Source organism: Kluyvera intermedia (assembly GCF_034424175.1).
Taxonomy (GTDB): domain Bacteria; phylum Pseudomonadota; class Gammaproteobacteria; order Enterobacterales; family Enterobacteriaceae; genus Kluyvera; species Kluyvera intermedia.
Window position 1 is genome coordinate 4,343,978 of sequence record NZ_CP139986.1, and the last position, 23,728, is coordinate 4,367,705.

The 23,728-nt window shown below is 55.3% G+C and carries 17 protein-coding genes; 11 read left to right on the plus strand and 6 right to left on the minus strand.

Annotated features, from left to right (window positions below; all coding sequences use genetic code 11):
• From mdtN to U0026_RS20945, 5 genes are all read left to right on the plus strand, one after another.
• Window positions 1-1,032, plus strand: coding sequence for a multidrug transporter subunit MdtN (gene mdtN, locus U0026_RS20925; protein WP_062778086.1), 1,032 nt, complete (start codon window positions 1-3; stop codon window positions 1,030-1,032).
• Window positions 1,032-3,008, plus strand: a complete 1,977-nt coding sequence (gene mdtO, locus U0026_RS20930) for a multidrug efflux transporter permease subunit MdtO (protein ID WP_062778084.1) — start codon at window positions 1,032-1,034, stop codon at window positions 3,006-3,008. Before mdtN ends, mdtO begins: the two co-directional genes overlap by 1 nt.
• Window positions 3,005-4,447 (plus strand): MdtP family multidrug efflux transporter outer membrane subunit, encoded by a 1,443-nt coding sequence (locus U0026_RS20935; protein ID WP_062778083.1) that lies wholly within the window; start codon window positions 3,005-3,007, stop codon window positions 4,445-4,447. Before mdtO ends, U0026_RS20935 begins: the two co-directional genes overlap by 4 nt.
• Before the next feature lie 294 nt (window positions 4,448-4,741).
• Complete coding sequence (gene fdhF, locus U0026_RS20940; RefSeq protein WP_082806333.1) at window positions 4,742-6,889, plus strand: formate dehydrogenase subunit alpha; 2,148 nt, start codon at window positions 4,742-4,744, stop codon at window positions 6,887-6,889.
• Between the two features lie 148 nt (window positions 6,890-7,037).
• Entirely contained in the window at window positions 7,038-7,721 is a 684-nt protein-coding gene (locus U0026_RS20945) for a tetratricopeptide repeat protein (protein ID WP_062778079.1), read from the plus strand.
• 201 nt (window positions 7,722-7,922) lie between these two features.
• On the opposite strand, the gene gltP is transcribed toward U0026_RS20945, so the two are convergent.
• Window positions 7,923-9,236: a glutamate/aspartate:proton symporter GltP gene (gltP, locus tag U0026_RS20950; protein WP_062778077.1), complete on the minus strand. Its 1,314-nt coding sequence runs from the start codon at window positions 9,234-9,236 to the stop codon at window positions 7,923-7,925.
• A 414-nt stretch (window positions 9,237-9,650) separates the two neighbouring features.
• On the opposite strand from gltP, the gene acs reads away from it, so the two are divergent.
• The 3 genes from acs to actP all read left to right on the plus strand — a co-directional run bounded on the left by acs (window position 9,651) and on the right by actP (window position 13,708).
• Window positions 9,651-11,609 carry an acetate--CoA ligase gene (acs, locus tag U0026_RS20955; RefSeq protein ID WP_062778075.1) on the plus strand — a complete coding sequence of 653 codons (1,959 nt, stop codon included), beginning with the start codon at window positions 9,651-9,653 and terminating at the stop codon, window positions 11,607-11,609.
• A gap of 138 nt (window positions 11,610-11,747) precedes the next feature.
• Complete coding sequence (locus U0026_RS20960; RefSeq protein ID WP_062778073.1) at window positions 11,748-12,062, plus strand: DUF485 domain-containing protein; 315 nt, start codon at window positions 11,748-11,750, stop codon at window positions 12,060-12,062.
• The gene (gene actP, locus U0026_RS20965; RefSeq protein WP_062778071.1) at window positions 12,059-13,708 is read left to right on the plus strand and encodes a cation/acetate symporter ActP; all 1,650 of its coding nucleotides are present in this window, start codon (window positions 12,059-12,061) and stop codon (window positions 13,706-13,708) included. Before U0026_RS20960 ends, actP begins: the two co-directional genes overlap by 4 nt.
• 210 nt (window positions 13,709-13,918) lie before the next feature.
• On the opposite strand, the gene U0026_RS20970 is transcribed toward actP, so the two are convergent.
• Window positions 13,919-15,496, minus strand: a complete 1,578-nt coding sequence (locus U0026_RS20970; protein WP_062778069.1) for a hypothetical protein — start codon at window positions 15,494-15,496, stop codon at window positions 13,919-13,921.
• A 47-nt stretch (window positions 15,497-15,543) separates the two neighbouring features.
• On the opposite strand from U0026_RS20970, the gene U0026_RS20975 reads away from it, so the two are divergent.
• Together U0026_RS20975 and U0026_RS20980 are read left to right on the plus strand one after the other, a co-directional pair.
• The gene (locus tag U0026_RS20975; protein ID WP_062778067.1) at window positions 15,544-16,839 is read left to right on the plus strand and encodes a Gfo/Idh/MocA family protein; all 1,296 of its coding nucleotides are present in this window, start codon (window positions 15,544-15,546) and stop codon (window positions 16,837-16,839) included.
• 106 nt (window positions 16,840-16,945) lie between these two features.
• Complete coding sequence (locus U0026_RS20980) at window positions 16,946-18,229, plus strand: ABC transporter substrate-binding protein (protein ID WP_373859571.1); 1,284 nt, start codon at window positions 16,946-16,948, stop codon at window positions 18,227-18,229.
• Between the two features lie 96 nt (window positions 18,230-18,325).
• Here the strand turns inward: U0026_RS20980 and U0026_RS20985 are convergent, their stop codons facing one another.
• Window positions 18,326-19,015 (minus strand): LrgB family protein, encoded by a 690-nt coding sequence (locus tag U0026_RS20985; protein WP_062778063.1) that lies wholly within the window; start codon window positions 19,013-19,015, stop codon window positions 18,326-18,328.
• Window positions 19,008-19,418: a CidA/LrgA family protein gene (locus tag U0026_RS20990; RefSeq protein WP_062778061.1), complete on the minus strand. Its 411-nt coding sequence runs from the start codon at window positions 19,416-19,418 to the stop codon at window positions 19,008-19,010. Before U0026_RS20990 ends, U0026_RS20985 begins: the two co-directional genes overlap by 8 nt.
• A 102-nt stretch (window positions 19,419-19,520) precedes the next feature.
• Here U0026_RS20990 and U0026_RS20995 point away from each other — a divergent pair, with 102 nt between their 5' ends.
• Window positions 19,521-20,405, plus strand: coding sequence for a LysR family transcriptional regulator (locus U0026_RS20995; RefSeq protein ID WP_062778059.1), 885 nt, complete (start codon window positions 19,521-19,523; stop codon window positions 20,403-20,405).
• A gap of 93 nt (window positions 20,406-20,498) precedes the next feature.
• On the opposite strand, the gene U0026_RS21000 is transcribed toward U0026_RS20995, so the two are convergent.
• Window positions 20,499-22,145 (minus strand): Na+/H+ antiporter, encoded by a 1,647-nt coding sequence (locus U0026_RS21000; RefSeq protein WP_062778057.1) that lies wholly within the window; start codon window positions 22,143-22,145, stop codon window positions 20,499-20,501.
• Window positions 22,146-22,340: 195 nt separating this feature from the next.
• Complete coding sequence (locus tag U0026_RS21005; protein ID WP_062778055.1) at window positions 22,341-23,690, minus strand: NCS2 family permease; 1,350 nt, start codon at window positions 23,688-23,690, stop codon at window positions 22,341-22,343.
• Window positions 23,691-23,728: the final 38 nt, after the last annotated feature.

The window sequence follows — 23,728 nt, forward strand, 5'->3', positions numbered from 1 at the left end:
ATGGAAAGCTCGCAGAAAAAAGCTCCTCGTAACAAAGTGCCCGCCCTGGCTCTGGTTATTCTTGCCCTTGTGGTGATGATATTTGTCATCTGGCGTGTCGATAGCGCCCCGTCCACCAGCGATGCCTATGCATCTGCCGACACCATTGATGTCGTCCCGGAAGTCAGTGGACGCATAATTGAACTGGCCGTCACCGATAACCAACAGGTGAAGCAAGGTGACCTGCTGTTCCGTATCGACCCTCGCCCATATGAGGCGAATCTTGCGAAAGCCCAGGCGATGCTGACTGCCCTCGATCAACAGATCATGCTGACCCAACGTACCGTGGATGCGCAAAAACTGGCTGCGAATTCCGTTGAAGCCACCGTCGCCAAAGCCCGCGCCGCCGCCAAACAGGCCAGCAGTACGTTAAACCGCACGGCCCCGCTGCTCTCGCAGGGATTTGTCTCGGCGGAAGACGTTGATCGTGCCCGCACCGCACAGCGCGCCAGTGAAGCCGATCTCAACGCGGCATTGTTGCAGGCACAACAGGCCGCCACTGCCGTTAGCGGCGTAGATGCGCTGGTCGCTCAGCGCGTCGCTATCCAGGCCGATATCGCCCTGACCCGACTGCATCTTGAAATGGCAACGGTGCGCGCGCCGTTCGACGGTCGCGTGGTGTCGCTAAAAACCTCCATTGGCCAGTTTGCTTCCGCGATGAAGCCGATCTTTACCCTGATTGATACCCGTCACTGGTACGTTATTGCCAATTTCCGCGAAACCGAGCTGAAAAATATCCACGCCGGGACCCCTGTTACCCTTCATCTGATGAGCGACAGCGGCAAAACCTTTAACGGCAAAGTCGATTCTATCGGCTACGGCGTGCTGCCGGACGATGGCGGCATGGTGCTTGGCGGCCTGCCGCGTGTCTCACGTTCGATTAACTGGGTGCGTGTCGCTCAGCGTTTCCCGGTAAAAATTGTGGTCGATAAACCGGATGCCGACATGTTCCGTATCGGCGCATCGGCGGTTGCCACGCTTGAGTCGCAATAATGAACGCGCTCAATTACCTGCCGCTCCCGCTGGTCAGGCTGTTGGCGTTTTTCCGTGAGGAGTTAAGCGAAAAACGCCCCGTGCGAGTGCCACAAACCCTCCAGCTGTGGGTGGGCTGTCTGCTGGTGGTGATTATCTCCATGACCTTTGAGATCCCGTTTATGGCGATCTCATTGGCGGTGCTGTTCTATGGCGTACAGTCGAATGCCTTTTACACCAAATTTGTCGCCATTCTGTTTGTGGTTGCCACGGTGATGGAAATCGGCAGCATGGTGCTGATCTATAAATGGTCTTACAGCTACCCGTTGATCCGTATGATCATTGCCAGCCTGATCGTCCTCGGCTGTATGTTTATGATGCGTACTTACAAGCTGGGGCTGCTGTTTTTCGCTGTCGCTATTATCGCCGTCTATGGTCAAACCTTCCCGGCGATGATTGATTATCCGGAAATCGTCGTTCGCCTCACGCTGTGGTGTATTGTGGTGGGGCTGTATCCTTCGCTGCTGATGGTGTTAATCGGTGTACTCTGGTTCCCAAGCCGCGCCGGAAAGCAAATGCAGGATGCGCTGTGCGCAAGGCTTGATGATGCGCTAAGCCATCTGACCACCACTACCACACCGCTGGCGGAAAAGTACGTCGAACGCGAAGTGCTGGCGCTGCAAAAGCTCAATGTTTTCTGTATGGCAGATGATGCCGACTGGAAAGCGCGCAGCGCCTGGTGGCAAACCTGCGTCATGACCGTCACCTATCTGTACACTACGCTGAATCGCTACGTCACCGACGCCGCCTCGCGGCATCCAGAACTGGTACATAAAATCCAGCGTGAAATTGCGTCGTTGCAACACGCGATTGCCGACGCCACACCCTGGCAAAGCACATGGCAACTGAGTGCCGACGAGCGCGCCGCTGCCCGCGAGTGTGGGCTGGAAAACCTCTGTGAACACCTGCATCGGCTTGGGCAGATGGATCCGGATACGCCGCCTGCCCCCGCCGCTAAACAGCCTTCGATGGTGCCGGACGCTTTCAGCAATCCCGTCTATATCCGCTACGCCCTGAAAACGCTGCTGGCCTGCATGATTTGCTACGTTTTCTACTCCGGCACCGACTGGGAAGGCATTCATACCTGTATGCTGACTTGCATTATCGTCGCTAACCCCAGCATTGGCGCATCCTGGCAAAAAATGGCGCTGCGTTTTGGCGGCGCGGTGTGCGGCGCAGTCCTGGCGCTTCTCATGACTATTTTCGTTATTCCGTGGATAGATAATATTGTTGAACTGCTGTGCGTGCTGGCACGGCTGCTTCTGCTGGGCGCGTGGATCGCCACCGGATCGGAGCGATCGTCGTATATCGGCACACAGATGATCGTCACCTTCGCGCTGGCCACCCTCGAGAATGCTTTTGGCCCGGTGTACGATCTGGTTGAGATCCGCGATCGTGCGGTTGGTATTCTGATCGGTACTGCCGTTTCCGCAGTGGTCTACACCTTTATCTGGCCGGAAAGCGAAGCCTCGGCCCTGCCGCAGAAACTGGCGGGCGCGCTGAGTACCCTTGGAAAACTGCTGCGTCTCCCTCAGCACGATCCCGCCATGCAGCGAACCTACCTTCAGCTACGCATTGGCTGTCACGCTGCTTTCAACGCTTGTGAAGAGATGCGCGAACGCGTGGCGCTGGAGCTTCAGCTCAATGATGATGAACGCAGCCAGCTACTGGCTCGTAGCGATGGCGTTATTCATCACGGGCGCGAGATCCTCTACCACTGCGATGGCCTCACCCAACCGGAGCCCCCGCTCGCCGAGACGCTTGAGCACTACGCGGCGGGTCTTGCCAGCAACAACACGCCGTCTGACCGTGACACATCATCAACCTTATCTGAACAAGCGCAGTGCGTGATGCAGCAGATAGCCCGTTTACCCGACTGGAATCATCCGGCCCACACTGCCGCCGGGGAACAGGCGCAAGGAGCCACATCTCAATGACCCGTAACTTATCCCGCTTAATTCTCTGCGGCCTGCTCGGCAGCACAACGGCGCTCTCCGGCTGCGCGCTGATCCGCAATGATTCCGCGCCACACGCGCAGCTGCAACCGGCACAAATCAAGCTGGCGAGCGATATTCACCTCGCCAGCCAGGGGTGGCCACAAGCGCAATGGTGGCGGCAGTTTAACGATCCACAGCTCAGCGCGCTGATTGAAAAAACTTTGTCCGGTTCCCACACGCTTGCCGAAGCGAAGCTGCGCGAAGAGAAAGCCCAGTCACTGGCCGAACTACTGGAGGGCGGGTCGAAGCTCCAGATGGCGGCACTGGGGATGATCAACCGTCAACGAGCCTCCGCCAACGGCTTCCTCGGGCCTTATGCGCTGGATGCGCCACGCTTAGGGATGGACGGCCCCTATTACACTGAAGCCACCGTCGGCCTGGTCGCTGGACTGGATCTCGATTTATGGGGCGCGCACCGCTCTGCGGTCGAGGCGGCAATTGGCGCGCATAACGCCGCACTGGCGGAAACCGCGGCGGTAGAACTGGCGCTCTCCACCGGGGTGGCGCAGCTTTACTACAGTATGCAGGCAAGCTTCCAGATGCAGAGTCTGCTTGAGCAAACCCGCGTGGTGATTGATTACGCCGTGCAGGCGCATCAGAGTAAAGTCACCCATGGTCTGGAAGCGAAAGTGCCGTACCACGGCGCGCGCGCGCAGGTACTGGCGGTCGATAAACAGATAGCCGCCGTGAAGGGGCAAATCAAAGAAACGCGCGAGTCGCTACGTGCGCTGATGGGCGCAGGTGCAGATGGGATGCCAGAAATTAAACCGGTGGCGCTACCGAAGGTACAAACGGGCATTCCAGCTACGCTTTCTTATAACCTGCTGGCCCGTCGTCCGGATCTACAAGCAATGCGCTGGTACGTACAAGCATCGCTGGATCAGGTAGATGCCGCACGCGCGCTGTTCTACCCAAGCTTTGACCTGAAAGTCTTCTTTGGCCTCGACTCCATCCACATCGACACGTTGTTTAAAAGCACCAGTCGCCAGATTAACGTCATTCCCGGTTTACGCCTGCCGCTGTTCGACGGTGGTCGCCTGAATGCCAATCTGAAAAACAGCCGTGCCACCAGCAACATGCTGATTGAGCGCTATAACCAGTCGGTATTGAATGCGGTGCGTGACGTAGCGATTAACGGTACTCGTTTGCAAACGCTGGACGATGAACGAGCCCTCCAGGCAGAACGCGTCGACGCCACGCGCTATAGCCAAAGCGCCGCCGAAGCCGCGTTTAAACGTGGCCTCGGCAGCCGACTTCAGGCCACCGAAGCCCAACTGCCGGTGCTTGCCGAGCAGATGTCGCTGCTGGTGCTCGACAGCCAGCGCGTGATTCAAAGCATTCAGCTCATTAAATCGTTGGGCGGCGGCTATCACCAGTAGGCCGGATGGCGCGCAGCTTTCAGGCCTACGAGACGGTAGCCCGGCCAAGCGAATGCGCCGCCGGGGAAACTCGGTGCAAAACCCCGGCATCGCAGCAAAGCCGAGCTACCGTTTAAATGTCATCCCATTATTCCTTTCGACACGTCAAATATGACGACAGCCTGTTTTTCGTCAGGGTTTTGACCAAAATTCACCCGTAATATCAGGGAATGCCCACAATAAAAAAGTGGCATAAAAGATGCATACTAAGGGCGACAGCGCGTATGCGCGATTTGATTAACTGGAGCGAGACCGATGAAAAAAGTCGTCACGGTTTGCCCGTATTGCGCATCAGGTTGCAAAATTAACCTGGTGGTCGATAACGGTAAAATCGTCCGGGCTGAGGCGGCGCAGGGGAAAACCAATCAGGGTACCCTGTGTCTGAAGGGCTATTATGGCTGGGACTTCATTAACGATACCCAGATCCTGACCCCACGCCTTAAGACCCCAATGATCCGTCGCCAGCGCGGCGGCAAACTGGAATCCGTATCCTGGGATGAAGCGCTAAATTACGTTGCTGACCGCCTGAGCGCGATCAAAGCGAAATACGGTCCTGATGCTATTCAGACTACCGGTTCCTCACGCGGAACGGGTAATGAAACCAACTATGTAATGCAGAAATTTGCGCGCGCCGTTATTGGTACCAATAACGTTGACTGCTGCGCTCGCGTCTGACACGGCCCTTCGGTTGCAGGTCTGCACCAATCGGTCGGTAACGGCGCAATGAGTAATGCGATTAACGAAATTGATAACACCGATTTAGTGTTTATTTTCGGGTACAACCCGGCGGATTCCCACCCTATCGTGGCGAATCACGTCATTAACGCTAAACGTAACGGGGCGAAAATCATCGTCTGCGATCCGCGTAAGATTGAAACTGCGCGCATTGCCGACATGCACATCGCGTTGAAAAACGGCTCGAATATCGCGCTGCTCAACGCCATGGGCCACGTCATTATTGAAGAAAACCTGTACGACAAAGCGTTCGTTGCCGCGCGTACTGAAGGTTATGAAGAGTACCGTAAGATTGTCGAAGGCTATACGCCGGAGTCTGTCGAAGCGATTACCGGCGTGAGCGCGCAGGAAATCCGTCAGGCAGCCCGTATGTATGCGGCGGCAAAAAGCGCGGCTATCCTGTGGGGCATGGGTGTGACCCAGTTCTACCAGGGTGTGGAAACCGTGCGTTCACTGACCAGCCTCGCGATGCTGACCGGCAACCTCGGTAAGCCAAGCGTCGGTGTTAACCCGGTTCGCGGCCAGAACAACGTTCAGGGTGCTTGCGATATGGGCGCGCTGCCGGACACCTATCCGGGCTATCAGTACGTGAAGTTCCCGGAAAACCGCGAGAAGTTTGCAAAAGCTTGGGGCGTAGAAAGCCTGCCAGCACACACCGGCTATCGCATCAGCGAGCTGCCGCACCGTGCGGCGCATGGCGAAGTGCGCGCGGCGTACATCATGGGTGAAGATCCGTTACAGACCGATGCTGAACTTTCCGCAGTGCGTAAAGGCTTCGAAGATCTGGAACTGGTTATCGTCCAGGATATCTTCATGACCAAAACCGCTGCCGCCGCAGACGTTATTTTACCGTCTACGTCGTGGGGCGAGCATGAAGGCGTCTTTACCGCCGCTGACCGTGGTTTCCAGCGCTTCTTTAAGGCCGTTGAGCCGAAGTGGGACCTGAAAACGGACTGGCAGATTATCAGTGAAATCGCCACCCGTATGGGCTACCAGATGCACTACAACAACACCCAGGAGATCTGGGACGAGTTGCGCGGTCTGTGCCCTGATTTCTACGGTGCCACCTACGACAAAATGGGCGAACTGGGCTATGTGATGTGGCCGTGCCGCGATGAGTCTGACGAAGACCAGGGGACGTCTTATCTCTTCAAAGAGAAGTTCGACACTCCGAACGGTCTGGCGCAGTTCTTTACCTGCGACTGGGTTGCGCCTATCGACAAACTCACCGACGAGTTCCCGATGGTGCTGTCGACGGTTCGCGAAGTCGGCCACTACTCTTGCCGTTCGATGACCGGTAACTGTGCGGCGCTGGCAGCACTGGCGGATGAACCGGGCTATGCCCAGATCAACACCGCCGACGCCGCGCGTTTAGGTATTGAAGATGAAGCGCTGGTGTGGGTGAATTCCCGCAAAGGCCGTGTCATCACCCGTGCCGCCGTGAGCGATCGTCCGAACAAAGGTGCGATTTACATGACCTACCAGTGGTGGATTGGGGCATGTAATGAGCTGGTGACCGAGAACTTAAGCCCGATTACCAAAACACCTGAGTACAAGTACTGTGCTGTGAACGTAGAACGCATTGCCGATCAACAGGCCGCCGAGCAGTATGTCATTGATGAGTACAGCAAGCTGAAGGCCAGTCTGCGCGAAAGCGCGATGGGCTAAGCGGACGCTGGGGACGCCCCGGAGTCGGTGCTGACGCACCTCGTCCGGGCTACTTAGCCGTCTGTCTCAACGCCCCCATTTCGGGGGCGTTTTTTTATCCTCGTTTTCTCTTTATACTGCCCTCTTCCTCGACTACCCACATAATAAGATGAAACGAATTTTTGCATTACTCTGGTTGATTGCCTTATCCGTACACGCGGAAGAGCCGGGCAGCCAGTATCAGAAAGCCGCAGAAGCGGGCGACGCTCGCGCGCAGTACTATCTGGCCGATACCTGGTTTAGCTCCCGTGATTTGGGTAAAGCAGAGTTTTGGGCACAGAAATCCGCTGACGGCGGCGATGCTGACGCCTATGCACTGCTGGCGCAGATTAAAATTACCAATCCGGTAAACCTCGATTTTCCTGCGGCCAAAATTCTGGCGGAAAAAGCCGTGAAAGCCGGCAGTCGGGCCGGGGAAGTAATTCTGGCACGTATCCTGATTAACAGTCAGTCGGGAGAGACCGACTATCCGCGAGCCATTACCCTCCTCCAGCAGGCCTCCATGAACGCCGAAAGCGATTTTGCGGTTGATGCGCAAATGCTGATGGGGCTGATTTACGCCAACGGCGTCGGGGTAAAGGAAGATGATGAAAAAGCGACGGATGCTTTCAAAAACAGCTCCACGTTGTCGCGTACCGGCTACGCCGAGTACTGGGCCGGGATGATGTTCTTGAACGGCGAGAAAGGCTTTATCGTGCCAAATAAACAGAAAGCGCTACAGTGGTTGAACCTGAGCTGTACGGAAGGGTTTGATACCGGGTGCGAAGAGTTTGATAAGGTGAGTGCGGAGTAAGGGGTTACACTCGCCTTTTAGCACTGTGTTGCACCCTCACCCCAACCCTCTCCCTGAAAGGGAGAGGGTGCATATCAGTCGCCACATCAGCGCACCAGCCAGTCCCCTCGGAGGGGTAGCCCGGCGAAGCGCCGCCGGGATAGTCACCAAATCCCAAAAATAATAACGCCGGGCAAGCCCGGCGTTATTGTTTCTATCTATTTATTGGTCAGCGGTTTTATCAAACCTGCCCAACACTTCGCGTTCATACGCCCGCGCTTTTTTGTGGTCGAATTTGTGTTCCCACTTAGAGATGACCAACACCGCCAGCGCGTTACCCACCACGTTCAGCGCGGTACGCGCCATATCGAGGATACGGTCAACACCGGCAATAAACGCCAGACCTTCCAGCGGAATACCCACGCTACCCAACGTCGCCAGCAGCACCACGAAGGAGACGCCCGGCACGCCAGCAATCCCTTTCGAGGTCACCATCAGCGTCAGTACCAGCACGATTTCCTGCCAGATAGACAGGTCGATACCGTACAGCTGCGCAATAAAGATCGCCGCAATACTCTGATACAGCGTTGAACCGTCGAGGTTAAAGGAGTAGCCGGTCGGTACCACGAAGCTGGTGATCGACGCCGGTGCGCCGTAGGCTTCCATCTTCTCAATAATACGCGGCAGCACGCTCTCGGAGCTGGCGGTGGAGTACGCCAGAATCAGTTCGTCTTTGAGGATGCGAATCAGGATCCAGATACTCAGCCCGCAGATACGTGCCACGATGCCTAGCACCACCAGCGCAAAGAACAGAATCGCGAAGTGAACCAGCAGCACCAGCTTCGCCAGCGGCCACAGCGAGGCAAAACCGAAATTCGCTACCGTCACAGCGATCAGCGCAAACACACCAACCGGCGCATAGCGCATGACCATGTGGGTCACTTTAAACATAGTTTCAGAGATAGAACGGAACACGGTGACCAGCGGTTCACGATGCGTGGCGGGCAGCGAAGAGAGGCCCAGACCGAACAACACCGAGAAGAAGATAATCGGCAGCATGTCGCCTTTAGCCATCGACGCCACGATATTGGTTGGCACCAGCGACAGAATCGTCCCCATCAACCCATGAGCGTGACTCTGTACTTCCGCCGTCGTACTTTGATATTTCGAAATATCCACCGTCGCCAGCTGCGACATATCGATCCCTGACCCAGGCTGGAAGACATTCGCCAGGGTAATACCGATAATAATCGCTATCGTGGTGATCACTTCGAAATAAAGAATGGTTTTAGCACCAATTCGGCCTAACTGTTTGGCGTCACCGACGCCAGCTATTCCCACGACCAGCGTTGAAATAACAATCGGCACGACGATCATTTTAATCAGATGGATGAAAATATCACCAGCGGGGGACAGGAGATTCAAAACCAACCAGTCACGGCTATCGCTATGATAATGAAGATAACTACCCAGAATAATACCTAGCACAAGGGCAATCAGAATTTGCCATGCAAGGCTGATTCGTGTTTTTTTCATAACTGCAGACTTCCTCAATGAAAAATACCATACCGAACGGGAATGGTATCCACTTGAAAGGGGGTGATTTGTGTTGCGTTTACTTTTAGAGGTTTTTAACGCGCAATATCAGTATCATTTGCACGGTATCTCGTGCAACCCTTTCAGATCAGGGCTTTTCACCACAAAAATCCTTATTCCCGCTAATTTCTACCAGTCATTATTTATAAGTTTTTGTTATAAAAACAAAAAATTTCCGCCATTTTCTATAAATCCCTTCCCGTAATTATTTCTGTTCAAAGAATCAAATGAACGTTATTTGAACAATTCCACTATTGCGTGATCTGCCGCGCAAATAGTAAACAAAGATTCTCCACCCTCTGTTATTAACTTTTATGAGACATATTATTAACATCTTACATGGAGAAAAAAAGCATGAGCCAAATTCACAAACACTCTATTCCTGCAAATATTGCAGAACACTGCCTGATAAATCCGGAACAATATCTGACCAAATACCAACAGTCGGTCACCCAACCAGATGCCTTCTGGGGTGAAGAGGGAAAAATCCTCGACTGGATGCAACCTTATACCAAGGTGAAAAACACCTCCTTTGCGCCTGGCAACATCTCCATTAAATGGTATGAAGATGGCACCCTGAACCTGGCGGCAAACTGCCTTGATCGCCACTTACAAGAGCGTGGCGATCAGACGGCGATTATCTGGGAAGGCGACGACGCCACCCAAAGCAAACATATTACCTATCGCGAACTGCATCGCGACGTCTGCCGTTTCGCCAATACTCTGCTGTCGCTGGGCGTGAAGAAAGGCGACGTGGTGGCGATCTATATGCCGATGGTGCCAGAAGCGGCCGTTGCCATGCTGGCCTGCGCCCGCATTGGTGCAATCCATTCGGTCATCTTTGGCGGCTTCTCCCCGGAAGCCGTGGCCGGGCGTATCATCGACTCCAATTCCCGTCTGGTGATCACCTCTGACGAAGGCGTGCGCGCCGGGCGTAACGTTCCACTGAAGAAAAACGTCGACGATGCGCTGAAAAACCCGAACGTCAAAACCATCGAAAACGTGGTTGTCCTCAAGCGCACCGGCGGAAAAATCGACTGGCAGGAAGGCCGCGACCTGTGGTGGCATGACCTGCAAGAGCAAGCCTCCGACCAGCATCAGCCGGAAGAGATGAATGCGGAAGACCCGCTATTTATCCTTTATACCTCCGGCTCCACTGGCAAGCCTAAGGGCGTACTGCACACCACTGGCGGTTATCTGGTGTATGCCGCGACCACCTTTAAGTATGTTTTCGACTACCATCCAGGCGACATCTACTGGTGTACTGCCGATGTGGGCTGGGTCACCGGTCACAGTTACCTGCTGTACGGCCCGCTGGCCTGCGGCGCAACCACGCTGATGTTTGAAGGCGTACCGAACTGGCCAACGCCTGCGCGTATGTGTCAGGTGGTTGATAAACATAAAGTTAACATTCTCTACACCGCGCCAACGGCCATCCGTGCGCTGATGGCGGAAGGCGATAAAGCCACCGCCGGAACCAATCGTTCCTCCCTGCGTATCCTGGGCTCCGTCGGTGAGCCGATTAACCCGGAAGCGTGGGAATGGTACTGGCGTCAAATCGGCAACGAAAAATGCCCGGTAATGGACACCTGGTGGCAAACCGAAACCGGTGGTTTTATGATCACCCCGCTACCGGGCGCTATCGAACTGAAAGCCGGTTCCGCCAGCCGTCCATTCTTTGGCGTGCAGCCTGCGCTGGTGGATAACGAAGGTCATCCTCAGGAAGGCGCTACCGAAGGCAACTTGGTGATCACCGACTCCTGGCCGGGGCAGGCACGTACGCTGTTTGGCGATCACGAACGCTTTGAACAGACCTACTTTTCCACCTTCCAGAATATGTATTTCAGCGGCGACGGCGCGCGTCGGGATGAAGACGGCTATTACTGGATTACCGGTCGTGTCGATGACGTGCTGAACGTTTCCGGTCACCGCTTAGGGACCGCAGAAATCGAATCGGCACTGGTATCGCATCCGAAGATTGCCGAAGCCGCAGTTGTCGGTATCCCACACAACATTAAAGGCCAGGCGATTTACGCCTACGTCACCCTGAACCACGGCGAAGAGCCAACCCCTGCGCTGTACACCGAAGTTCGCAACTGGGTGCGCAAAGAGATTGGCCCGCTGGCGACGCCGGACGTACTGCACTGGACTGATTCCCTGCCGAAAACCCGTTCAGGCAAAATTATGCGCCGTATTCTGCGCAAGATTGCCGCGGGCGATACCAGTAACCTGGGCGATACCTCAACGCTCGCCGATCCGGGTGTGGTGGATAAACTGCTGGAAGAGAAGCAGTCCATCGCCATGCCGTCATAAAACAACGTTGCCCGGTAGCGCTTCGCTTACCGGGCCTACAGTTCACCACCGAAGTAGGCCGGATAAGACGCCAGTCGCCCTCCGGCAATAGACAGCCCTATAACAAAAAACCTTACCTATACCTCTGGAGACTCTGTGATGAATGATCAAATTTGTCAGCAGATAGAAGGTAGTGCGCATTTCAGGGAACTGGTTCAAAAACGGCAACGGCTTGCCACCTTCTTATCGCTGATTATGTTAGTGGTTTACGTCGGCTTCATCTTGCTCATCGCTTTTGCCCCAGGCTGGCTTGGCACGCCGCTGCATGCGGGTACCAGCGTCACGCGCGGCATTCCTATTGGGATCGGCATTATCGTTATCTCCTTTATCCTGACCGGTATTTACGTCTGGCGGGCGAACAGCGAATTTGACCGTTTGAACAAGGCCGTACTGCGCGAGGTAAAAGCATCATGAAGAAAGTCCTGACGGCGCTCGCCGCCACACTTCCTTTCGCGGCCAACGCCGCAGACGCTATCAGCGGCCACGTCGAGCGCCAACCGACCAACTGGCAGGCGATTATCATGTTCCTGATTTTCGTCCTCCTGACGCTCTACATCACCTACTGGGCGTCAAAACGTGTTCGTTCCCGTAATGATTACTACACTGCGGGCGGCAACATTACCGGTTTCCAGAACGGGCTGGCGATTGCCGGTGACTTTATGTCGGCGGCATCGTTCCTTGGGATCTCCGCGCTGGTTTATACCTCCGGCTACGATGGTCTGATTTACTCGCTCGGTTTCCTCGTCGGCTGGCCAATCATTCTGTTCTTGATCGCCGAACGTCTGCGTAACCTCGGCCGCTACACCTTTGCCGACGTGGCGTCCTACCGCCTCAAGCAAGGGCCAATCCGTATGCTCTCTGCCTGCGGCTCTCTGGTGGTGGTAGCGCTGTATTTGATCGCTCAGATGGTGGGCGCAGGGAAACTTATCGAATTGCTGTTCGGCCTGAACTACCACGTCGCCGTGGTACTGGTGGGTGTGCTGATGGTGATGTACGTGCTGTTTGGCGGCATGCTCGCCACCACGTGGGTACAGATTATCAAAGCCGTCCTGCTGCTGTTCGGCGCCAGTTTTATGGCCTTTATGGTGATGAAGCACGTCGGCTTTAGCTTCAATAATTTGTTCACCGAAGCCATGGCGGTGCACCCGAAAGGGGCGGCGATTATGAGTCCGGGCGGGCTTGTGAAAGACCCGATATCCGCGCTGTCGCTGGGGCTGGGCTTGATGTTCGGTACCGCCGGTCTGCCGCATATTCTGATGCGTTTCTTCACCGTAAGCGATGCCAAAGAAGCGCGTAAGAGCGTGTTCTATGCCACCGGTTTTATGGGTTACTTCTACATTCTGACCTTTATCATCGGCTTCGGCGCCATCATGCTGGTCGGTGCAAACCCGGCGTTTAAAGACGCGGCGGGTGCGCTTATTGGCGGTAACAACATGGCGGCGGTGCATCTGGCTGACGCGGTTGGCGGTAACCTATTCCTCGGCTTTATTTCGGCGGTCGCTTTCGCCACCATTCTGGCGGTGGTCGCCGGTCTGACGCTGGCAGGCGCTTCGGCGGTCTCTCATGACCTGTACGCTAACGTCTTTAAGAAGGGCGCAACCGAGCGCGAAGAGCTGAAAGTCTCGAAGATTACGGTTCTGGTATTGGGTGTGGTAGCGATTCTGCTGGGTATTTTGTTTGAGAATCAGAATATTGCGTTCATGGTTGGCCTAGCGTTCTCTATCGCAGCAAGCTGCAACTTCCCTATCATTCTGCTTTCCATGTACTGGTCGAAACTGACCACCCGTGGCGCAATGATTGGCGGCTGGCTGGGGCTGTTGACGGCAGTGATTCTGATGATCCTTGGCCCAACCATTTGGGTGACGATCTTAGGTCACGAAAAAGCGGTCTTCCCGTATGAATATCCGGCGCTGTTCTCGATTGCCATCGCCTTTATCGGTATCTGGTTCTTCTCAGCCACCGATAACTCCGAAGCGGGCAACCTCGAACGCAACCAGTTCCGCGCGCAGTTTATCCGCTCGCAAACCGGTCTGGGCATCGATGAAGGTCGTGCACACTAAAAACCCCTCCCCGACCGCTGGTCGGGGATCACATTTTTTTGCCCTTCAGGTGACGTTTATCACGTCACCAAAATGATAAAAGCCGCTACGCATCACACACTTTATCTCCCCTTCGCGAAGCCCATCACACTTTTCCCGTTTTCACGCCTTTCCCCCGTTTTAGCACTACGACGTTTACAGACAATACCCGCCACAGTTTTTATTCTTTACTCACAGCGACTTATTAAGGCTTAGGGCAAAACGGCTCAACCGCTCCGGGCTTAACAGCAGCGGTAAGAATAATGGGCCGCTGGCGGGCGGATTGACCAGCCAGCGTTCCAGCGTATCGGTGTAGTGTAAAAGCTGATGCTGATGTTTTTGCAGTGTGTCACCAGGCAGGCTTTGCGGGCCGTAGTGGTCGAGCCACAGGATATCGGCCATCGCCGCAGCCACCCGGGAGAACATCTGGCTGTAGATTTCCGCGCTGCGCCAGGCGGCAAGCAGTATCTCCAGCGAGTCATTCTGACAGGTGATACGCGGCATCAGCTCACGCAGATTTTGTACCGTGCGTGAGGCCAAAAAGCAGGCGGCCTCTTTCTCCAGCGCCACCCGCTCGCGCTGTTCTTTGCCGAGTTCGGGGTCGTCGGTGGGCATCAGCGGTTGCCAGGCGTGCATCCAGTTAGCGCTGCGGGTGTCCATATGCAGAAGCTGCTGTGCCTGCGCGACGCTCTCCGGGATCTGGCTTTGGTAGTGCAACCGTCGCCCGAGGAAGTTAGGCGTTTTACATAGCCAGTCGTAGCTGGCGTGGACGATGGACGAGAGTTGATGCTTGTCCTGTAGAGAGCGAAAGCCAAGCTGCTGTTGTTCAGCCCAACATTCAAAAGCAGAAGGCTGCGCGGTATCAGCGGTCTGGTTGGCGGCAGAAAGGCCAAACAAGTTGATGGCATTGGCGGAGTCCATCACCCGGCTGTCGGGCAACCACTGCCAGCTCACGCGTGAGGTAATGGCTTCGATTTCGTTCTCAGTGGCACTCAGCGCCCAGCTCAACCGGCCGCTGATTTCATCACCCAGATAGCACGGCAGCGCGGTCCAGCCGTAGCCGGTGCCAAAGAGATCGTACTCGATCCATTTTTTATGTCCCGGCAGCGTGGCGATATGCGGGTGATTGGCAAAACCAGGATGGTAATCCAGCTCTGTGGCCTTCACCGAGGCGCGAACATCGTCGGGAAGCGTTGCCAGCAGGTTGGAGAGCTGTTGGCGCGGCCAGCTGTCATCAATGTAGTCACGCAGCACCAGCTTTTTGCCTTGGGCGCGCAGCAGGCTCCAGACGTCGTGCAGACTTTGCTGCCAGCGCGCGGTCTGAAAGTCCGGCGTGGTCAGGCTGAGGATAAGCCCGCTGAGATGTGGTAATGCCTGTAATAACGGATGCAAAATCGCGGCATAGAAATGCTGCCAGAAATCCGGCGAGCTTTTTTCGTCGAAGGTCAGTTCGGGAAATTTACGCTTAATTATATCGTCGCTCGGCGCGGCTTCGCCTTGCAGCCAGAACGATAAATTATTTTCCGCCAGATAACGGTCGACGCGTTTTAAATACTGCAACGCGTAATGTTGCTGATGAATAAGGTTCTCGACGTTAAGTTTTTGGCTTAATGGCGAGGGCGTAGCAAGCACAGAAAGCAGTTCCTGTTGGTGCAGGATGATGCCGGTGAAACCGTGCTGTTTCGCGCTTTTAACGCCCTGAATAAACCAGGGCCAGTGCCATATAAAAGTGCTATTCAGCTCCATCAATTGATGCGGAATACGTTTCATTGCCTCGCCCTGCAAATAAATATGTACTTATCATAATCGAGGATGCCATGAAAAAATATGCTCTGGTCGGAACTGGAGGTCGTGCGGGTTTATATATTGCCGCTATTGGTGGAACCTGGCGTGATAACGCCAAAATGGTCGCGTTTTGCGACACCAACCAGACGCGTATGAATTACGCCAATACGCTGCTGCAAAAAGAAGGCGCGGAGCCGGTCTCCACCTGGAAAGCGGCGCAGTTTGAAGAGATGATCCGCGAGACTCGCCCGGATATCATCATCGTTACCACCATGGACCGCACCCACGATGACTACATTGTCCGGGCGCTGCATGCGGGCTGTGATGTGATCACCGAAAAACCGATGACCATCGATGAGAAGCGCGCGCTGCGTATTCTCGACGCCATCGAAGAGACCGGGCACACCGTGCGCGTGGCCTTTAACTATCGCTATGCGCCGCACCACAGTAAAGTGCGCGAACTGCTGATGCAGGGCGTGATTGGCAACGTCACTTCCGTTCACTTTGAATGGCTGCTCAACACCGAGCACGGCGCAGATTATTTCCGTCGCTGGCACCGTGAAAAACGCAACAGCGGTGGCCTGCTGGTACACAAATCCACCCACCACTTCGACCTGATGAACTTCTGGCTGGCAAGCTATCCGGAGCGCGTTTACGCCGAAGGCAGCCTGCAATTCTACGGCAAAGAGAATGCCGAGAAGCGCGGCGCTTCCCGGTTCTACCCGCGCACCCACGGTTTTGCCGAAGCGAAAGACGATCCGTTTGCGCTGAATATGGCAGACAACGCGCAGCTAAAAGCGCTGTATCTCGACGCCGAGCATGAAGATAACTACTTCCGCGATCAGAGCGTGTTTAGCGACGGCATTACCATCGAAGACACCATGTCGGTGCTGGTGAAGTACCAGAATCAGGTGCAGCTCACCTACTCGCTCAATGCTTACCTGCCGTGGGAAGGGCTGAACGTGGTATTTAACGGTACTGAAGGCCGCCTGGAGATGAAAATCGTCGAGAAGTCCTACGTCAACGCCGGGGGCAAACGCGAAAACGAAGGCAGCCTGGAGCAGTGCGATATCACCGTGTTCCCGATGTTTGCCGAACCATGGAAAGCGGAATTCAACCTTGGTGAAGGCGGCCACGGCGGTGGCGATAACGCCATGCTGGCAGACCTGTTTGGCGAGCCGGGCAACGATCCGTTGCAGCGGGCGGCCGACCATCGTGCAGGCGCAATGTCTATCCTCACCGGCATTGCGGGCAATATCTCAATGCAGCAGCAGCGCCCGGTGAACTTTAAGGAATTTGAACTGGTTTCCCGCCTGGCGAAACGCTAAGCACCTCACTCCGGCGCGGCAGATCGCTGCGCCGGAGAGAAGGGTCAGTATTTTGTCGTTACTCACCTGTTTAATAAAACTATTTCTGCCTCTGTCCCGGAGACGAATAATGAATAAAATCGCGTCAGGTGTTATCGCATCACTGTTACTTTCCTGTACCTCTGTCTGGGCGCAGCAGCCCGTTGAATTACGCATGTCATGGTGGGGAGGCAACAGCCGCCACCAGGCGACCCTGAAGGCACTGGAGGCCTTTGAAAAGACCCATCCTGATATCAAAGTGAAGGCCGAATATACCGGCTGGGACGGACACCTCTCGCGCCTGACGACCCAAATGGCCAGCGGCACCGAGCCTGACGTTATGCAGACCAACTGGCCGTGGCTGATTATTTTCTCCAAAAATGGCGAAGGTTATTACGATCTCAATAAGCTCAAAGACCAGCTCGATTTAAGCCAATATCAGGCCAAAGATCTGCAATCGACCACCGTTAAAGGCAAGCTAAACGGCCTGCCGATTTCGGTCAACGCACCGGTGTTTTACTACAACGACGCCACCTGGAAAAAAGCCGGGCTGTCCTATCCGAAAACCTGGGATGAGTTCTTTGCCGCCGGGAAAACGTTCCAGCAAAAATTGGGCAACAATTACTACCCGTACAGCATGGTCGATCAGGACGTGATTTTGCTGCTCAACGCCTACATGATGCAGAAATATCAAAAACCGATGTTCGACAGCAGCGGTAAATTTACCTGGAGCGAGGAGCAGTGGGCCGAAGCGTTCAATTTTGTGAAGCGCCTGAGCGACGACCATATTCTTCCGTCGCCGAAAACACTCTCTTCTTACGGCAAAGGCAATCTGTATGAGATGAAACCGTGGATAGCGGGCGAATGGGGCGGGCTGTTTACGTGGAATATCACCATCCGCATGTTCGCTAACAATATGACGCCACCAGCCAAACTGGTGCTGGGCGACTACGTGATGCAACCGGGGTCAGATGAGTCGGGCGTGTACTTTAAAACGGCACAGATGTTCTCGGTGGCAAAATCCACTAAACACCCGAAAGAGGCGGCGATCCTGGTCAACTTCCTGCTAAACGACCCGCAGTCGGTTGAGGCGTTAGGGCTGGAGCGCGGTATTCCGTTGAGTAAAGCAGCAGAGACGCTGCTTACCGAGAAGGGCGTGATAGACCCGGCCGATCCGGTGGTTGCTGGGTTAAGACAGGCGCAGTCGCTGCATACCACCGCCGTGGCGACGCCGTATATTGAAGATTTACAGGTTATCGATCAATTTACCTCAGCCCGCGAAAAGCTCGATCAGGGTAAGCTGACAACCACGCAGGTCGCCGCAGAATTCCGTCAGCAGGTGGAGCGGATTGTGCGACGGTTGAACCGGTAAACTGGCATTGTTGCCTGATGGCGCACAGCTTTAAGGCCTACGGGATTGCGTCTTTTGTAGGCCGGATAAGCGCAGCGCCACCCGGCAGAGAACGGCTCAGAACATCAGCCAGCCAACCATCGGCGCAACCAGCACCATCACCACGCCGGAGAGCATCATCACAAGGCTAGCAACGACGCCTTCCTGCGGGCCCAGCTCGTAGGAGCGCGCGGTTCCAGCACCGTGTGACGCCGCGCCAAAGCCCGCGCCTTTTGCCATCCCTTCACGAATCGCCAGGCGTAAAAACAGCACGTCACCAATCGCCATACCAAACACCCCGGTCACTACCACGAACAGCGCCACCAGCTCCGGCTGACCGCCGAGTGATTTCGCCGCCGCCAGCGCAAACGGCGTGGTGATGGAGCGTACCGCCAGACTACGTTGAATCTCATCGGGCAGCGTGAACAACCGCGCCAGCCAGACCGAACTGGTGACCGCCACCACCGTTGCCGTCACCACGCCCGCAGAAAGCGACATCCAGTGACGCTTAATGATGGCCAGATTGTCATACACCGGCACCGCAAAGGCGATGGTCGCCGGGCCCAGCAGCCACAGCAGCCAGTGCGCTTCCCCCATGTAGTTTTGATAGGAAATATGGCCAAACACCAGCAGTAAGACCAGCAGCACCGGGGTCAAAACCAGCGGCATCAGCGGCAATTTACGAAAGCGGCGATACAGGCGTTTATTGGCAAAGTAGAGCACCAACGTAATCACCAGACACGCGACGCTCAGTTGAAAATTAGTCATGGCGCATCCGTTTCATTTCAAAGCGATACACCTTGTCGACTACCCAGGCGGTCGAGCCCAGCACCATCATCGTGCTCAGCGCAATCACCAGGAAAATCCGCCAGCCGTCAATCATCAGCAGCTGCGCGTAGTTCACTACCGCCACCACCGCCGGGACAAAGAACAACAGCATTTCGGCCAGCAGCCAGCGCGACCCGGCGCGCACCCATTTCAGCGGAACAATGTGACAGACGATCAGCGCCAGTAGCAGCACCATGCCGACCAGATTGGCAGGCAGCGGCAGATTCCACCAACTTACTAAATACTCAGCAAAAACAAACAGTCCAGCGTACAGCAGTACCTGTACCGGGACCTGCAAACGGTTTAAAACGGAGGGCACTACGCGCCCTAAGGCCTCAGCCATGGAGGGATGTCCAGAAAAAATCACAGGCGCACAGTATAGTGAGGCAACGATGATGACAGAAATGAATTAAACTCATTGGTAGCATAGTTTAGAGGCATAATCATGGACATAAGAACGCTGCGCTACTTTGTCGAAGTGGTTCGTCAACAGAGCTTTACCCGCGCAGCGGAGAAGCTTTTCGTGACGCAACCAACCATCAGCAAGATGCTCAAAAATCTGGAAGATGAACTGAATTGCACCCTGCTTATCCGCGACGGTCGTAAGCTGTTGATGACCGATACCGGGCAGGTGGTGTTCGAGCGCGGGCTGGCGATTCTGGATGAATTTCGGCAACTGGAAGCTGAGCTTAGCGATATCAATCATCTCAACAAAGGCGTGCTGCGGCTGGGGATCCCGCCGATGGTCGGCATGCTGATGGCTGGGCCGATTAGTCTGTTTCGCCAGCGCTATCCTGGCGTTGAGCTCAAAATATCTGAATTTGGCGGCCTGACCGTGCAGCAAGCAGTGATGAATGGCGAGCTGGATTTAGCGATGACCGCATTGCCGGTGGAAGACGAAGAAGCGCTCACCACCCGCCTGCTGTTTAGCCACCCGCTGTGCGTGCTGGTGCCGCGCTCCGGCGAATGGCTTGAGCAAACCTCAGTCTCACCAGAGCAGCTAGCCGCGCATCCGCTGCTGATTTATAACGAAGATTTTGCCCTAAGCCGCCAGTTGATGCAGCTTTTCGCTCACCACGATGTCAAGCCACGGATTGCGGTACGCAGCGGACAGTGGGATTTTCTCGCCGCCATGGTGCAGGCGGGTGTTGGCGTAGCAATTTTGCCGGAACCGATTTGTCGTCGTCTGGATGAAAAAACGCTGCGCTGGCTGCCGCTGGAAAGCGAGCTGCGCTGGCAGTTGGGGATGATTTGGCGGGAAGGGGTGTATTTGTCGCACAGCGCCCAGGCGTGGCTGAAGTGCTGCGAAGGCTTTGCGTTGCCGGAGTAGTACCGAGCCGCCCCGGGGTCGGCGCAAACGCCTCGCCCGGGCTACAAGATAGGTAGCCCGGCCAAGCGCAGCGCCGCCGAGAATCTCTATGTGCTACGCATCTTCAATCAACAACGCTTCCAGCAGGTCGAGGTCATGCAGCAGTTTCTGCAAGGTCTCGTTACTGATTTGCCGGGTTGCGCGCAGGTGATATAGCTCACCGCGCTCAGAACGCAGCGCCGCCAGGCGGAAGCGACGTTCCAGTTGCTCTTCCAGCATCGATGTTTCGACGTCATTTCGCCCATCAACCCGACGACGCAGGTTACCAATGACGCGCGAACTCACCTCGGTCAGCAATTGGTTATCGATATTCTCTTCGGTATCCGCCGCCAGACGCTCTTCCATTTTCTGGATAGCCACAATCGCCACGTCCGCCGTTGCTGCCCGCGCTAACCGCTCTTCTTTGCGCTGCTGAACATTGTCGGTCGATTCGATATGGCGCAGCAGAATCGGCAGCGCAATCACACCCACAAACAGCGAGAACAGAATCACACCCGCGGCCAGGAACACCAGTTCATAACGCGCCGGGAAAACATCACCGGACGGCAGCAGCAGCGGGATAGAAAGCACACCCGCCAGCGTAATGGCCCCACGCACCCCGGCAACCGTTGAGATAAGCAGTTCACGCGTGGTCCACGAACCAAACTCCATCGGTTTCTTTTTCAAGAAACGCTGACTTAATTTGCTCATCGTCCACAACCAGCCAAAACGTACAAACATCAGCGCGGCATAAATCAGGATGATATCGGTAAACAGCATCCAGGTTTCAACGTTCGGATCGGCCTCAGCCGCCACCAGCGAGCTATGGAGGATATCCGGCAATTGCAGGCCCAACAGCAGGAAAACCATGCCGTTAAACACGAATTCCAGCATCGCCCAGGTGCTGTTAGCACGCAGGCGCATCGCCAACGGTGCGGTACGCATCACGCCTGAACGGGTGATGGTCATCCCCGCAGCAACCGCCGCCAGGATACCGGAAACGCCGATATGTTCAGCAATCAGGTAGGAAGCGAACGGTAACAGGAACAGCAGCACAATCTGCGTGGCCGGTTCATCACCGCCCCAGCGACTCAGGAAACGCATGGAGCGGCCATATAGCCAACTGACCACAAAGCCCGCCAGAATGCCGCCTATCGCCACTTTGAGGAACTCTACTGTCGCACCGCCTACGGTGAAGATCATCGTACCCATCGCCACCGCGACGGCAAACTTCAACGACACCAGGCCGGAGGCGTCGTTCATCAGCGCCTCCCCCTGCAAAATGCCCATGATCTTTTTCGGAATGCGCCCTTCACCAACAATGCCGGAGAGCGCAACAGCATCGGTTGGCGACAGGACTGCCGCCAGCGCGAACGCCGGAATCAGCGGAATGCCAGGGACAATCCAGTAAATCAGGAAGCCAATCCCGACAACCGTCACCAGCACGAGCGCCAGCGCTAGCCCGAAGATCTCCCTACCGTGTTCAATAAACTCGCGCGTGGGTGTCTTCCAGCCATCCGCAAACAGCAGCGGTGGGATGAACAGTACGAGGAACAGTTCGGGGTCGAATTCAACATGCAAACCAAATGTCGGCCATGCCAGCATGGCACCAATGGCAATTTGCATTAAAGGAAGTGGAATCTGGAAAGGCAGTACGCGTGTCACCACCCCGGAGAGCGAAACCACAAGGGTCATAATAAGTATGGTAAAGAATATTTCCATGCGTTCCCTGTTTGCTGCGTTGTCTCAATTATTCAAAACATGAAGCGTCGTGCTTCTTATTATACGGTCTCCAGAGTAACGCAAAAGCAAACAAGACGTGGCTGAAAATGGAAAAAAAGTGTTGGTACGTACTGCACATGGATGACAAACAAAAAACCCGCCAGTTGGCGGGTTCTGTGGATCACGGTGACGATATTAAATCGCCCAGCCGCCCGCATAGAAAACGACCAGCGCCACCGCAATAATCACGGTACCGATATTCAACTTGCGCCATTCACCGGAGACCACGCGACCAATAACCAGCGTCGCGAAGCCGATCATGATGCCGGTCACGATGTTACAGGTCAGCACAATCATCACTGCAGTAATCAGGCCAGACATCGCGTCAACAAAATCGTTGAAGTCGATGCGCGCCACGTTGCTCAGCATCAGCAGGCCGACGTACATCAGCGCAGGTGCGGTCGCATAGCCTGGAACCAGGTAAGACAGCGGAGAGAGGAACAGGATCAGCAGGAACAAGATACCCACGGTCACCGCGGTTAAACCCGTTTTACCGCCCGCTGCCGTACCTGCTGCAGATTCAATGTACACCGCCGCTGGAGCCGCACCGACGACTGCGGAGAACACGCTGCTCAGGGAGTCGGTAGTCAGCGCTTTGCCGCCGTTGATGATCTGACCGTCTTTATCCAGCAGATTGGCCTGACCGGCTACAGCACGAATGGTACCGGTGGCGTCAAATACCGCCGTCATCACCAGCGCCAATACGCTTGGCAGCACGATTGGGTTCAGGGCCCCCATGATATCCAGGCTACCGATAAGCGAGTTGCCGTTGTCATCACTCAGGGATGGCATGGCGAAGATGCCAGAGAAGTGCACGTTGGGATCGAAAATCAGGCCAACAATGGAGATACCGATGATGGTCAGCAGAATACCGCCTGGCACCTTCAGTTTTTCCAGACCGATGATCATCGCCAGACCAATCAGCGTCATGATAACCGGGAAGCTATCGAATTTGCCCAGCGCAACCGGCAGACCTTCAATGGGGTTTTTAACAACCATGCCCACGCCGTTAGCGGCAATCAGCAGCAGGAACAGACCAATACCGATACCGGTGCCGTGCGCAATGCCCTGCGGCAAATTGCGCAAAATCCAGCTACGGATCCCAGAAGCAGAGATAATGGTAAACAGCACGCCCATCAGGAAGACGGCACCCAGAGCCACCGGAATGCTGATCTGCTGGCCCAGTACCAGGCTAAATGCGGTGAAGGCAGTCAGTGAAATGGCGCAGCCAATGGCTAGCGGCAGGTTTGCCCACAGACCCATGACAATTGAACCTACGCCCGCAACCAGACAGGTCGCGACGAAGACCGCGGCTGGCGGGAAGCCTGCTTTACCCAGCATACCCGGCACAACAATAACCGAGTACACCATTGCCAGGAAGGTCGTAAGACCGGCAACAATCTCCTGACGAACGGAGCTACCACGTGCAGAAATTTTAAACCAGGCGTCTAACGAACCGCCGGTACGCGCTGAAGGCGTAGACATAGAAAACATCCCCTGAGAGTTTTTATCATTCGTTCGTC